Annotated in this window: 14 protein-coding genes and 1 riboswitch; of the genes, 5 read left to right on the top strand and 9 right to left on the bottom strand. The window is 68.9% G+C overall.

Annotated features, from left to right (window positions below; all coding sequences use genetic code 11):
- Positions 1 to 78: 78 nt before the first annotated feature.
- Complete coding sequence (locus ACSQ9A_RS12220; protein WP_093109217.1) at positions 79 to 951, bottom strand: alpha/beta hydrolase fold domain-containing protein; 873 nt, start codon at positions 949 to 951, stop codon at positions 79 to 81.
- Positions 952 to 1,119: 168 nt separating this feature from the next.
- On the opposite strand from ACSQ9A_RS12220, the gene ACSQ9A_RS12215 reads away from it, so the two are divergent.
- Complete coding sequence (locus tag ACSQ9A_RS12215; RefSeq protein ID WP_436303837.1) at positions 1,120 to 2,034, top strand: LysR family transcriptional regulator; 915 nt, start codon at positions 1,120 to 1,122, stop codon at positions 2,032 to 2,034.
- Between the two features lie 3 nt (positions 2,035 to 2,037).
- Here the strand turns inward: ACSQ9A_RS12215 and ACSQ9A_RS12210 are convergent, their stop codons facing one another.
- The 8 genes from ACSQ9A_RS12210 to ACSQ9A_RS12175 are packed head-to-tail and all read right to left on the bottom strand — an operon-like array spanning position 2,038 to position 9,678.
- Positions 2,038 to 3,033 carry an aminotransferase class I/II-fold pyridoxal phosphate-dependent enzyme gene (locus ACSQ9A_RS12210; protein ID WP_436303836.1) on the bottom strand — a complete coding sequence of 332 codons (996 nt, stop codon included), beginning with the start codon at positions 3,031 to 3,033 and terminating at the stop codon, positions 2,038 to 2,040.
- Positions 3,030 to 3,986 (bottom strand): adenosylcobinamide-phosphate synthase CbiB, encoded by a 957-nt coding sequence (gene cbiB / locus ACSQ9A_RS12205; RefSeq protein ID WP_436303835.1) that lies wholly within the window; start codon positions 3,984 to 3,986, stop codon positions 3,030 to 3,032. Before cbiB ends, ACSQ9A_RS12210 begins: the two co-directional genes overlap by 4 nt.
- 9 nt (positions 3,987 to 3,995) lie before the next feature.
- A complete protein-coding gene (gene cobO / locus ACSQ9A_RS12200; RefSeq protein WP_093109213.1) occupies positions 3,996 to 4,565 on the bottom strand; it encodes a cob(I)yrinic acid a,c-diamide adenosyltransferase in 570 nt (189 codons plus the stop codon).
- 20 nt (positions 4,566 to 4,585) lie between these two features.
- Positions 4,586 to 5,374, bottom strand: coding sequence for an ABC transporter ATP-binding protein (locus ACSQ9A_RS12195; RefSeq protein ID WP_436303834.1), 789 nt, complete (start codon positions 5,372 to 5,374; stop codon positions 4,586 to 4,588).
- Complete coding sequence (locus ACSQ9A_RS12190; protein WP_244503956.1) at positions 5,374 to 6,333, bottom strand: FecCD family ABC transporter permease; 960 nt, start codon at positions 6,331 to 6,333, stop codon at positions 5,374 to 5,376. The genes ACSQ9A_RS12195 and ACSQ9A_RS12190 overlap by 1 nt, the downstream gene beginning before the upstream one ends.
- Positions 6,334 to 6,374: 41 nt before the next feature.
- Positions 6,375 to 7,235, bottom strand: coding sequence for an ABC transporter substrate-binding protein (locus tag ACSQ9A_RS12185; protein WP_093109210.1), 861 nt, complete (start codon positions 7,233 to 7,235; stop codon positions 6,375 to 6,377).
- On the bottom strand, positions 7,232 to 7,804 hold the full coding sequence (gene cobU / locus ACSQ9A_RS12180) for a bifunctional adenosylcobinamide kinase/adenosylcobinamide-phosphate guanylyltransferase (protein WP_436303833.1): 573 nt from the start codon (positions 7,802 to 7,804) through the stop codon (positions 7,232 to 7,234). Before cobU ends, ACSQ9A_RS12185 begins: the two co-directional genes overlap by 4 nt.
- Entirely contained in the window at positions 7,801 to 9,678 is a 1,878-nt protein-coding gene (locus ACSQ9A_RS12175; protein WP_436292528.1) for a TonB-dependent receptor domain-containing protein, read from the bottom strand. The genes cobU and ACSQ9A_RS12175 overlap by 4 nt, the downstream gene beginning before the upstream one ends.
- An 80-nt stretch (positions 9,679 to 9,758) precedes the next feature.
- A riboswitch (cobalamin riboswitch) is annotated at positions 9,759 to 9,996 on the bottom strand.
- Positions 9,997 to 10,035: 39 nt separating this feature from the next.
- On the opposite strand from ACSQ9A_RS12175, the gene ACSQ9A_RS12170 reads away from it, so the two are divergent.
- The 4 genes from ACSQ9A_RS12170 (at position 10,036) to ACSQ9A_RS12155 (ending at position 12,236) form a co-directional block, all read left to right on the top strand.
- Complete coding sequence (locus tag ACSQ9A_RS12170; RefSeq protein WP_093109208.1) at positions 10,036 to 10,260, top strand: DUF904 domain-containing protein; 225 nt, start codon at positions 10,036 to 10,038, stop codon at positions 10,258 to 10,260.
- Positions 10,260 to 10,595 (top strand): cell division protein ZapA, encoded by a 336-nt coding sequence (locus tag ACSQ9A_RS12165; RefSeq protein WP_093109207.1) that lies wholly within the window; start codon positions 10,260 to 10,262, stop codon positions 10,593 to 10,595. Before ACSQ9A_RS12170 ends, ACSQ9A_RS12165 begins: the two co-directional genes overlap by 1 nt.
- 276 nt (positions 10,596 to 10,871) lie before the next feature.
- Positions 10,872 to 11,687 carry a sulfite exporter TauE/SafE family protein gene (locus ACSQ9A_RS12160; RefSeq protein ID WP_436303832.1) on the top strand — a complete coding sequence of 272 codons (816 nt, stop codon included), beginning with the start codon at positions 10,872 to 10,874 and terminating at the stop codon, positions 11,685 to 11,687.
- Positions 11,688 to 11,810: 123 nt separating this feature from the next.
- Positions 11,811 to 12,236, top strand: a complete 426-nt coding sequence (locus tag ACSQ9A_RS12155) for a universal stress protein (protein ID WP_093109205.1) — start codon at positions 11,811 to 11,813, stop codon at positions 12,234 to 12,236.
- The last annotated feature ends 120 nt before the right edge of the window (positions 12,237 to 12,356 follow it).

The raw sequence follows: 12,356 nt of genomic DNA, 5'->3' as shown, positions 1-12,356 counted from the left end.
GGCGATATCCGGCACCGCCGGCAAGGCCTGCGGACCGAGGAGATTCGAAAAACGGGTTACCGGCGTGGCCGGCTGGGCCTAGACCGGGGGAGGCACCGGCGGCGCCGTGGCAGCGAAAAATGCGCGCATGTGCTCACCGACTGTCTCCGGACACGCGCAATCGCCATAGGCGGGGTCGTACAACTCGTCCGGACACTTCGCGGCCGAGGGCAGCACGCCCCGGGTCACCGAAATGCCCGCATCCTGCAGCCGCTGCGCGAAGCGCAGGGCTTCGTCGCGCATCGCATCGTCCTCGCCGACCAGCACCAGCGTGGGCGCCAATTCGGCCAGCCGCAGCGAGGCGCCCGGCACCGCATAGGGGTGCGTCGCGTTCATCGGGCGGCTCAGGTACTCCTGCCAGCCGGTCGCCCAGCGGCACTTCACGGCGTCGCTCGTCGCCTTGCGCAGCGATTGCGTACCGGCGCAGGGGTCCAACATCGGCGACAGCAGGATCTGGCCCGCCAGCGGCGGATGCGCGCGATCCCGCGCCATCAGCGCCACCGCGGCCGCCACGTTGCCACCGGCTTCCTCGCCGGCCAGGTAGACGCGGGCGCCCTTGCCTGCCAGCTTGACGCGCTGCTTGTAGAGCCACTCCAGCGCCGCGAAGCCGACCTCGATGGGTTCGGGGAAAGGTGCCAGCGGATAGGCCAGCGAGACCACCACCGCACCGGCGCCGGCCAGCAGGCGGGCCACGTTGCGGCCGAAGTCCAGATCGCCGCTGATGAAAGTGCCGCCATGGAAGTGCAGCACCAGCGGCACCGCCGCACCCTTGGCCCGTTGGCCATAGAGGCGCGCTTCGACCGGCTCGCGGCCGGGTAGCGGGATGCTGATGTCGGTTTCGGCGCCTTGCACAACGGCTCCCGCCGGGGCCTTGGCGGCTTCAGCAGAACGCGGAGTGGGACGGGATGACATGAGCGGCCTCGGTGAGTGGACGATGGGTTGAATATTACGACCCGGATTGGCTGCTGCAACGAGCTGTTGGCCCCTACTCTGTTTCCAATTGGCTAACAATCAGCTAAGAAGCGGCATGTGAGAATCCGCACCCCGGTGGAAACACCGGGTTTTCCAGGAGCAGCATAAATGGACCAGATCCAGGCCATGCGGATCTTTGTCCGCGTCGTAGAAGCCGGCACCTTCACAAGAGCAGCAGACTCCCTTGGCCTGCCCAAGGGCACGGTCACCAAGCAGATCCAGGCGCTGGAATCGCGCCTGCACGTCAAACTGCTCAACCGCACCACGCGCCGGGTGACGGTCACGCCCGACGGCGCGGCCTACTTCGAGCGCACCGCGCGCCTCCTGAACGACTTCGACGAGATCGAGGCCAGCATGACCAATGCGCAGGCCAACCCGACCGGGCGGCTGCGCATCGACGTGGGCACTTCGACGGCGCGGATGATCATCCTGCCGGCGCTGGCGAGCTTCTGCGACCGCTATCCCGACATCCAGGTCGACCTGGGCGTGAGCGACCGCCCGGTCGACCTGATCAGCGACAACGTGGACTGCGTGATCCGGGCCGGCGACCTGACCGACCAGTCCCTGGTGGCGCGGCGCATCGGCACGCTGGAATTCGTGACCGTGGCCTCGCCGGCCTACCTCAAGCGCTACGGCGTGCCGCAGCATCCGACGGACATCGAGAAGCGCCATCATCTCGTGAGCTTTTTCGCCGGCGGCACGCGCCGCGTCTACCCGCACGAGTTCCACAAGGGCGACGAGCACATCGAGATGTCGGGTCCCTACCGGGTCTCGGTCAACGAAAGCAACGCCCACCTGGCGGCGGTGCTCGGCGGCTTCGGCATCTCGCAGTGCATCACCTTCATGACGGAATCCCACCTGGCCAACGGCGAGCTGATCGAGATCCTGCCGGACTGGACGCGGCCGCCGCTGCCGGTGCACGTGGTCTATCCGCCGAACCGCCACCTGAGCGCCAAGGTGCGGGTCTTCGTCGACTGGGCGGCCGATCTGTTCCAGAAGAATCCGCGGCTGCAGCGGCGCTGAGCCTCAGGGTCGCGCCGCCGGCCATGCGCGTTGCAGCGCCGACTGGCTGGCCGGCGGCAGCACGCCGAGCCGCACGTGGTCCGGCAGGCCGAAGGAGCGGGTGTCGCGCAGCTGGATGCCTGCATCACGGAGCGCTGCGGCACGCGGCGCATAAGGCACATCCGGCCGCGCGCAGAAATAGTTGGCGACGCTGGGCAGGCAGGTCCAGCCCAGCGCGGCGCACAGGGCCTCTTGCTCGCGTTTCCACGCGCGCAATGTGTCCAGGCTGTGCCGGAGCCAGCCCTGCGCTTCGGCGCCGGTCCAGGCGGTGAGCAGCGCGACACCGTGCGCTCCCAGCGGCCAGGATGGCGCGAGGCGGCCGAGGCGCGCGATCATCGCGCCCGCATCCCGGGGCGCGATCGCGTAGGCGGCGCGGATGCCGGTGAGGCCCAGCGCCTTGTTCGGCGTCCACAGTTGCCAGACGCGATCCTTCTGCGCCGGGCTCAGCCCCAGGCTGCCTTCGAGCCGCAAGGGCTCATAGGCGAGGTCGAGCACGCAGGTGCCTTTCGAGGGCAGCGGCGCATCGATCAGGGCCTGCAAGCCGTTCTGGGCTTGGCCGAATGGGCTGGACGGATCGCAGCACCAGGCTAGGTCGGCACCGGCTGCCGGCGCGGGCTCGAAGCCCCACGCGCCGGCGGTCCGCTGGTAATCGCCATAGCTGTGCGGCGGCATCCAGACGCCACGGCCGCCTTGCTGCGCCACCGCGGCCGTGATGCGCCCGATGAATTCGCTCGCGCTCGCGGCGATCACGATGCGCTCGGCGTCAACACCATGGAAGCGGGCGAGCCCTTCACACAGCGCGGTGTAGCGCGGATCGGGATAGCGGCGCGCGTCCGCTTGCTGCAGCGCGGCCAGCGCCGATGGACAAGGGCCGCAGGCATTGGCGTTGGTGGAGAAATCGTGCGGCGCCGCGCCGCGGGCGTCCGGGCCGCCGTGCAGAGGTTCGTCGAAGGAAGTCATACAGCCAGCCCGAGGATCGATGCCGATGCGACAAGGGCCAGCAGCACGACGACCCTGGCCGCCAACGATGCGGCGCGTTGCGTGTCCGCCGCGCAGGCCGCGCGTCCCGCTTCGTTCAAGGTGTAGACGCCGGGCTTGGCGAGCCGTACGCCGAGGCAGAGCGCCATCGCGGCCATGGGCCAGCCGCTGTTGGGGGATGGGGTATGGCGGGCTTCGCGGGCGGTGGCGGGCAGAGCCCCCACCCCAGCCCTCTCCCGCTCGCGGGAGAGGGCGCAAGACGAGAGGAGCAGAAAGGCGGTGAAGCGCGCAGGCAGCCACGACAGCACATCGTCGGCGCGCGCGGCCCACTTGCCGGCCCATTCCCAGACGCGGCCTTGGCGCACGCCGCGATAGCCCCACATCGCATCGGCGGTGTTGGCGAAACGATAGAGCGCGGCCCCGGGCAGGCCTAAGAGCACGAACCAGAACACCGGCGCGACCACCGAGTCGTTGAGGTTCTCGGCCAACGATTCGATCGCGCTCTCGCGCACCTCGGCTTCGTTCAGCGCATGAACATCGCGGCTGACCAAATGCGCCAGTCGGTCGCGGCCGGCATCGAGCGAGCCGGCCAGCGCCGCTTCGACGGCCAGGACCTCGTCGCGCAGCATGCGCCAGGCGAACAGCGGCTTGAGCGCCAGACCCAGAAACAGTACCTCCGCCCAGCCCGGGATGCGCGCGGCGGCGACCGCGACCGTCCACGCGGCCAGCAGGACCGTGGCAGCGCCGGCCCACCAAGCGAGCGCTCCCGCGGCGAAGCGCGCGAGATCCGGTGAGCGCGCCGCTTCGGCCGGCGGTGCGATGCGCCGCCCCGCCCAGCCCAGGTAGCAGCCGATCCAGACCACGGGATGCCAACGCGCGGCCGGTTCGCCCAACCATCGATCGATGGCGAGCGCGACCCAAAGCGCGGCCACCATCGTCAAGCTCTAGTCCTCGATGCCTCGTTGCGCCGGAATACCGGCCTTGAACGCATGCTTGACCATCTGCATCTCGGTCACCGTATCGGCCAACTCGACGATCTCGGGCGGGCAGCGGCGCCCGGTCAGCACCACGTGGACTTCGCGCGGCCGCGTGCGCAGCGTCTCCAGCACGCCTTCGAGCGGCAGCCAGCCGTAGATCAGCGGATAGGTGATCTCGTCGAGCACCACGAGGAAATGCTCGCCCGAGAGGATCGCCGCCCTCGCCTTCTCCCAGCCGTCGCGCGCAAGCTGCGCCGAGCGTTCGAGATCCTGACTCTTCCAGCTGAAGCCGTCGCCCAGCCCTTCGATCGGGATGCCGATCTGCTCGAACATCCGATGCTCGCCGAAGCGCGCGCTCGGCACCTTCATGAACTGGAAGATCTTCACGGCCTTGCCGCGGCCGTGCGCGCGCAGCGCGAGGCCGAAGGCCGCGGTGCTCTTGCCCTTGCCGTCGCCGGTGTTGACGATCACGAGGCCGCGGCGCTCGCCCTCGGGCTTCTCGTAGGGCTTGTCGCTGGGTGGGGTTTCGATCTGCATGGGAGTTCCCGGTTGAGTGTTCAGTGCGGTACGGCCAGCCACTGGTTGGCCACGCGATGCACAGTGACGCGGCCGTCGAACACCGCTTCGAGCGCCTGGTGCGTCGCTGCATCGTCGCAGCGGCCATGGTGCAGCACGCGGCCCTTGGCCATCACCACCATCGCATCGGCCGCCAGCGCGGCATTGAGTTCGTGCAGCACGCTGACCACCGTCCTGCCTTCGGCCACCAGCGCACGGGCGCTCGCCATCCAGTCGGCCTGGTGCGGCGGATCGAGGTTGGCGAGCGGTTCGTCCATCAGCAGCAGTTCGGCTTCGACGGCCAGTGCACGCGCCAGCAGCACGCGCTGGCGTTCGCCGCCCGACAGCTGGCCGAGCGGCCGCCCGCCCCACTCCCAGGCCTGGGTGCTGCGCAGCGCGCGCTCGACGGCCGCGCGATCGGCATCGCTGGGCGCGGCGAGCCAGCGCTGGTGCGGCAGGCGCCCGAGCATGGCGACGTCGTAGACCATCAGGTCGTCGGCAGAGCCTTCGCCCGCGCCGCCCTGGCCGAGCCACGACAGCCGCCGCGCGCGCGCACGGCCGGAGATGGCATCGAGCGGCTGCCCGAACAGGCGCACCTCGCCGCGATGGGGCAGCAGGCCGGCCAGCACCTTGAGCAAGGTGGACTTGCCCGCGCCATTGGGACCGACGATGCTGGTCCAGCGGCCGGCCGCGAGCGCGAGATCGATGCCATGCAGCACCTCGGTCTGGCCCAGCGTCGCGCTGACCTGCCTTGCCTCGAGCGCGATGCCGCGCGCGACCACCCGCTCCATCAGAAGCCTCCCCGCGCGCTGCGCCGATGCATGAGCCACAGCAGATAGCTGCCTCCGAGCACTGCGGTCAGCACGCCGACCGGCAGCTCCTGCGGCGCGATCAGCCAGCGCGCCAGCAGGTCGGCCGCCATCAGCAGCAGGCCGCCCATCGCGGTCGACAGCACGATCAGGCGCGCATGCGTGGTCTTCACGGCCGAGCGCACCAGGTGCGGCGCCGCCAGGCCGACGAAAGCGATGAGCCCGGTCTGCGCCACCGCGGTGCCGGTGGCAAGCGCGAGCACCGCCACCAGCGCGGCGCGCATCGCGCCCAGCGGCAAGCCCAGGCTGCTGGCCGTGGCCTCGCCGAGCGCCAGCCCGTCGAGCACCGGCGCCAGCGCCCAGCCCAGCAGCAGGCAGACGAGGCCGAGCGCGCCCATCACGCCGCAGGCGCTCCAGCCGACCAGGCCCGTGCTGCCGAGCATGAAACCCTGGATCGCCTGCAGGATGTCGGCCGAAGCGATGGTGATCAGGTCCTTGGCGGCGCCGAGCACCACGCCGACGATCACGCCGGCCAGCAGCAGCCGGAGCGTCTGCTGCACGCCGCGCGCCAGCATCAGGGTGAGCAGCACCGCCAGCACGGCCCCCAGAAAGGCCGCGCCGGTCAGGCCCAGGCGCACCACCCATTGCGTGCTGGCCGCCGAGACGCCGAACAGCGACAGCGCCACGGCCATGCCGAGCGAGGCGCCCGAAGCACTGCCCAGCAGATAAGGGTCGGCCAGGGGATTGCGAAACAGGCCCTGCGCCACCGCACCCGCGAGGCCGAGCAGCGCGCCGGCGAGCCAGGCGCCCAGCGTGCGCGGCAGGCGGATGTCCCACACGATCTGCAGCGCGACCGGATCGCGGTGCGCCGCGAACACGCTCTCGAAGCCGGTGCTGCCGATGCCTGCGCCCAGCACGATCAGCGCGGCGCTCAGCACCATCAGCCCGATGCCGAGCGAGAGGGCGCGGCGATGCTCGCTCTTCACGCCTTGTCCTGGAGGCACTTCGCCATGAGCTGTGCAGCCTCGCCCATGCGCGGGCCAGGCCGTACCAGCACATCGGATTCGGCAGCCTTGAAGCGGCAGATGCGGCCTTCGCGCACCGCCCGGATGGAAGCCCAGCCCGGCCGCTGCTCGAGTCCCTGCGCGCTGCGCTCGCCGACCATGATCAGGTCGGGATCGGCGCGCACCACGTATTCGGGATTGAGCTTGGGAAAGGGCCCGAGCGAAGCCGGCACGATGTTCTTCACGCCGAGCCGCGCGAGCGTCTCGCCGATGAAAGAGACTTCGCTCGCCGCGTAGGGCGCGCTGTTGATCTCGAAGTACACGCGCCTGTTCTTCGCGCGCGCCGGCAGCGCCTCTGCCGCCGCCGTCACGCTGGCATCGATGGCGCGCCACACGCGTTGCGCATCGCCGATGCCCAGCACCTGGCCGAGCGCGTCGAGCACGCGCTGCACGTCGGCATGGCTCTTCGGTTCGAGCACGATCACTTTGAGACCCAGCGCCTCGAGCCGCTCGGTGACGCGCGAGGACTTGGCCAGGAGCACCACATCGGGCTTGAGCGCCACGATGGCCTCGACGTTCGGATCGATGCCGCCGCCCAGCTGCGGCAGTGCGCGCACGGCATCGGGCCAGTTGGAGTAGCGGTCGACGCCGATCAGCCGCTCGCAGGCGCCCAGCGTGCAGACCGATTCTGTCAGCGAGGGCAGCAGGCTCACGATGCGCTGCGGCGGCCGCGGCAGGTCGACGCGCACGCCGCGCTCGTCGGTCACGACCACGGCATGGGCCGCGACCGTCAGCGCCGCCGCGGCCAGCGCGAGCGCCCACCTGCAAAGCGGATTCATTCGGGTTCTTTCAAACTGAGCGGCAGGCCCGCGGCCATCAGCGTGACGCGCTCGCAGGCCGCCGCCACCTCCTGGTTGAGGCGTCCCAGCGCATCGACGAAGGCGCGCACCTCGCGGCCCATCGGGATCACGCCGAGACCGATCTCGTTGGCGACCAGCACCACCGGGCCGCGCGCTTCGCGCAGGGCACGCAGCAGCGAAGCCTGCACCATCTCCAGCGAAGCGCTGCTTCCGTGAGGCGCGGCCTCGACCGGCATCAGCAGGTTGGTTAGCCACAGCGTGAGGCAATCGACCACCACCAGCGTGTGCGGCGCGCTCAGCCGGGCCAGCGCGGGACCGAGCGCGATCGGCTCCTCGACGGTGGCGAGGCCCGGCACGCGCAGCGCGCGGTCCTCGCGATGCCGGGCGATGCGTTCGCGCATCTCGTCGTCGTGCGCCATCGCGGTCGCGATCAGCACCGCGTGGTGCGCGGGAGAACGCGCAAGCCACTCGGCCGCGCGCCCTTCGGCGCGCCGCGACTTGCCGCTGCGCTGACCGCCGAGGATCAGTTCGCGGCGTGCGATGTTCATTTCGGCTGCCACCGCACCGTCAGGTAGGCAGCGCGCCCGCGCTGGTTGTAGCCATAGGCTGTCTCGTAGGTCACGTCGTTGAGGTTCGTGATGCGCCCCTGCACCGACCAGTCCTTCGCCACCTGGTACTCGGCATAGAGATCGACGGTCGTGTAGTTGCCGAGTCTGCGCGTATTGGCCACGTCGTCAAAGCGGCGCCCCACATGCAGCGCCGAGCCGCCGAACTTCCAGGGGCCGACGGCGTAGTCGATGCCCAGTGAAACGGTGTTCTTCGCGCGGCGCGGCAGCAGCTTGCCGGTACCCTCGTTGCGCGGGTCCAGCGAGTCCAGGTTCGCATGCACGCCCCAGGGGCCGAACTGGCCGTCGTAGCCCAGCGTCCAGCCCTCGATGCGAGCGCGGAGTATGTTCTCGGGCCGGGTGGTGTTGGTGATGAAGCCGCGGATCTTGTTGTCGTAGCGCACCAGCTTCACGCTCTGGCCGTCCTGGCTCCAGGTGATGCCGACGTCGGTGTTCTTGCCCTCTTCCGGCTGCAGCGCCGCGTTGCCGAAGTTGGGGAAGTAGAGCTGGTTGAACGAAGGCGCGACGAAGCTGGTGCCGTGCGACGCGTTGACGCGCCAGTTCGGCGTGATCCGGTAGCCGTAGCCGGCGAACCAGGTGTTGCTGTCGCCGAACTGCGAATTGCGGTCGTGCCGCGCATCGACCTGCCAGCTGTGGGCGCCCGCGCTGCCGTTGAGGCCGACGAAGGCCGAGTCGATGTCGCGCTTGGTCACTGTGTACGCGGTGTCGCTGTTCACCTCCTGCACGCGGCGTTCCAAGCCGGCGACCACGGTGCCGATCGGCGTCGCGATGTCGTTCTGCCAGAGGTACTGGTCCTGCGTGGTCTCGAACAGGCCCGGCAGCGTGGCGGCGACGATGGAGCGCGTGTAGTCGCGGCTCTGTGCGTAGCGCAGCTGCGTCGACCAGTTCTGCATCACCTTGCCGCGCGCGCCGATGTACGCGGTCTGGGTGCGCACAACGGCGCGGGTGTCGCGATTGGGGCCGTCGTCGAAATGGTTCAGGCCTTCCGAGTACAGCAGGCCGCTGTCGATCTTCCAGTCTGGATTGATCTGGTAGCCCAGCGACGCGTTGAGGGCGCTCTGCATGAAAGGATCACGGTCCGGGTTGAAGTTGCCGAACTGCACCTTGCGGTTGGTCGCGGAGAAGCTCTTGTCGATCGTGCGCTGCGCGTCGAGCGAGTACGTGAAGGGCCCCGAGGCGCCGGTGAAGCCGCCGGTGATCTGCTTGTAGCCTTCGCTGCCGATGGTGCTCGACGCGCGCGGGCTGAACGAGTCCTCGCCCGGCTTGGCCTTGCGCGTGAAGATCTGCACCACACCGCCCACGCCGTCGCTGCCGTAGAGCGCCGAGGCCGGCCCCTTGACCACTTCGATACGTTCGATCATCTCGACCGGGATGTTGTCCCACGAGGGCGTGCCGGCTGTGGCGGAGCCATAGCGCACGCCGTCGATCAGCAGGATCGTGTGGCGCGCTTCGGTGCCGCGGATGAATACGCTGCTGACCTTGCCCGCACCGCCGTTGGCGGACATCTGAACCCCCGCGACACGCGCCAGCAGTTCGGGCAGCGTGCGGCTGGCCTGGCGTTCGATCTGCGCGCGATCGATGACCACCGTGTCCGACACCAGCTCGTCGGCACGCGTGGGCGTGCGGGTCGCGGTCACCACCGTTTCGGGCAATGCCGGGGCTGCAGCTTGTGCGAAGGCGAGCGCGGGCATGCCCAGCAACGCGGCAACCGAAAGGGAAATGGCGCTGGGGCGTGCCAGCGGACGCGACGAAGCACGCCCGGCGGCGCGTGCGGAAGAAACGCAGGTTGTCATCATGGGAAACACAAGAGATCAATGTCCGTCACCGGCTTCCCCGCCGGTGCTTGGACGTCATGACCGCCTCATGCTTCACGCATGCGGCAGCCGCCTCGTTGGCCGGTATCCGGGCTGGCAGCGCGCCCCCGTCGCCTTCCCAGGCGCCTGTTTCAGGGCGCCCAGTGGCTTCTTGACGAGGGTGGCATCGGAAAGACGCCGTCTGCTTGACCGTTGCGGGGGCAGCGCAGGCTGGCTCGGCCCGAGGGGGCTTCGACTCCTGCTTCCCGTTGAACTGCGCCGCGTGAACCGCGGCGCGAGCACCAACGCGCGGGATTTTAAGTGCGAAAGCGCGCTCGCCGGAAACTACAATCGCCCCCCATGCCTGCACCGAGCCGTATTGAACAGATCGCCGAGCGCGTCGAACGTTTGCTTGTGCGCCACGAAGAAGTGCAGCGCACCAATGCGTTGCTGCAAGACCAGGTGAACGCGCTCACGCGCGAACGCGATGCGCTCAAGTCGCGGCTGGCCGCGGCACGCACGCGGCTCGATGCGCTGCTCGAACAGCTGCCGGCAGAACCCTCTCAAGACGCTCCCTCCTCCTGATGAAACAAGTCGAAGTCCAGATCATGGGCCAGAGCTACCTGCTCGGCTGCCCCGAAGGCGGCGAGCCGCAGCTGCGCGAAGCCGTCGAGCGTGTCGATGCCGCAATGTGCAAGATCCGCGATGCGGGCAAGGTAAAGGCGCGCGACCGCATCGCAGTGCTGGCCTCGCTGAACCTCGCCTTCGACCTGGCCCAGCGCGAAGCGACGATCGCGGCGCCTGCCGCGCCAGCGGCCGCCCCTGCGGCGGGTCCCGATGCAGCGGCCGACGATGCCCGTGCCGCACAACTGATCCAGCGCCTCGACCAGGCCCTCGCCGGCGACGACCATTTGCTGTGACGGACTACATGCGCTCGTCATTGCGGGCGTAAAATCCACTCCGTCTGCGGTGCGTGTCGGGCTTAATATTTCCTTGTTCCAATGCTCTACGGAGCAGGGCTTGGTATATCGCTTGGCGGGTGTGATCATCTCGCGTCAGATGAACCCGAAGCCTTGCTGCCCTCGCCCACCTGAACCCTGGTTCAGGATGCGAGTCCGGCCTCACTCGCAGACACCTTTTTTGGACGGCCACGGCCCCGTATTCGGGGCCGTGGCTTTTTTCAGAGGCCTCCTTTCATGACGATCGCCCCCCTGCTGGTCGCCGAACTCGCCGTGCTCGGCGTCGGTACCGGTTTTCTCGCCGGCCTGCTCGGCATCGGCGGCGGCATGTTGATGGTGCCTTTCATCACGATCATCCTGGGCCATCGCGGCGTGCCGGCCGACCTGGCGGTGAAGATGGCGATCGCAACCTCCATGTCGACCATCATGTTCACGTCCATCTCGAGCGTGCTCGCGCACCACAGGCGCGGCGCCGTGCGCTGGGACATCGTGAAAAGGCTGTCGCCCGGCATCGTGATCGGCAGCCTGGTCGGCAGTCTCGGCGTGTTCGCTCTGCTCAAGGGCTCGGCGCTCGCCGTCTTCTTTGCGCTCTTCGTCGGTTTCTCGGCAACGCAGATGTTCCTGAACCGCAAGCCCAAGCCGACGCGACAGATGCCCGGCACCGCGGGCCAGCTCGCGGGCGGCGGCGCGATCGGCTTCCTCTCGGGCCTGGTCGGCGCCGGCGGCGGCTTCATCAGCGTCCCCTTCATGACCTGGTGCAATGTCGCAATCCACAACGCGGTCGCCACCAGCGCCGCTTTGGGCTTTCCGATCGCGGTGGCCAACGTGCTCGGCTACGCGGCCAGCGGCCAATCGGTGCAGGACCTGCCGGCCGGCTCGATCGGCTACATCTGGCTGCCTGCGCTGGCCGTGATCGCGGTCTGCAGCTTCCTCACTGCGCCGCTCGGCGCGAAAGCCGCGCACAGCCTGCCGGTGTCGAAGCTCAAGCGCGTGTTCGCAAGCATCCTCTACGTGCTGGCGGCCTACATGCTCTGGAAGGGCTTGCGCGGCTGAGCGCAAGGCCCCCTGCATCCACTCGGCTTCTACTCGGCTTCTCTGTACGTGCGCGGCACCTCGCCGTATAACCTTGCCATGCGGCGCTTTCGCCGCAGGTTGCAAGAGAACGAGAGGCAGTGCATGAAGATCCTGATCGCCGTCGACGGCAGTTCCCATACGCAGAAAGCGCTCGACTACCTGGCCGCCCATCGCGGCATGTTCGTCGACGGCCATGCGCTGATCGTGGTGCACGTGTGCAGCGGCCTGCCCGGCCATGCGGTCCGCCATCTCAGCAAGGATGTGGTGCAGGACTACTACACGGAAGAAAACGCCAAGGTGCTCGAGCCCGTCAAGGCTTTCTTCGCGAAGCACGACATCGGCAACTACCGCGCCGAGCCGCGCCACGGCCACGCCGCCGAAGAGATCCTGAAGGCCGCGACCGCGGGCGGCGCCGAGCTGATCGTGATGGGCACCCACGGCCACGGCATCTTCGGCCGCGCCCTCATGGGCTCGGTGGCGACCAAGGTCGTTTCGGAGACCGACATTTCGGTGCTGCTGGTGCAGTAGGGCCGCGCCGCTGCGCCGGCAACCGGCGCCCGGCGCATATCCATCGCTCTACACCAAACGAGTGATGTCGCGCACGAGGTGACGGGCATATAAACGCCCGGTATCGCGGCGCCGGTGAAG

This window comes from Variovorax sp. LjRoot290, assembly GCF_964253985.1.
In the GTDB taxonomy this organism is placed as follows: domain Bacteria; phylum Pseudomonadota; class Gammaproteobacteria; order Burkholderiales; family Burkholderiaceae_C; genus Variovorax.
The sequence above is the reverse complement of the archived record's forward strand: the minus strand, read 5'-3'. Positions and strand labels throughout refer to the sequence as shown.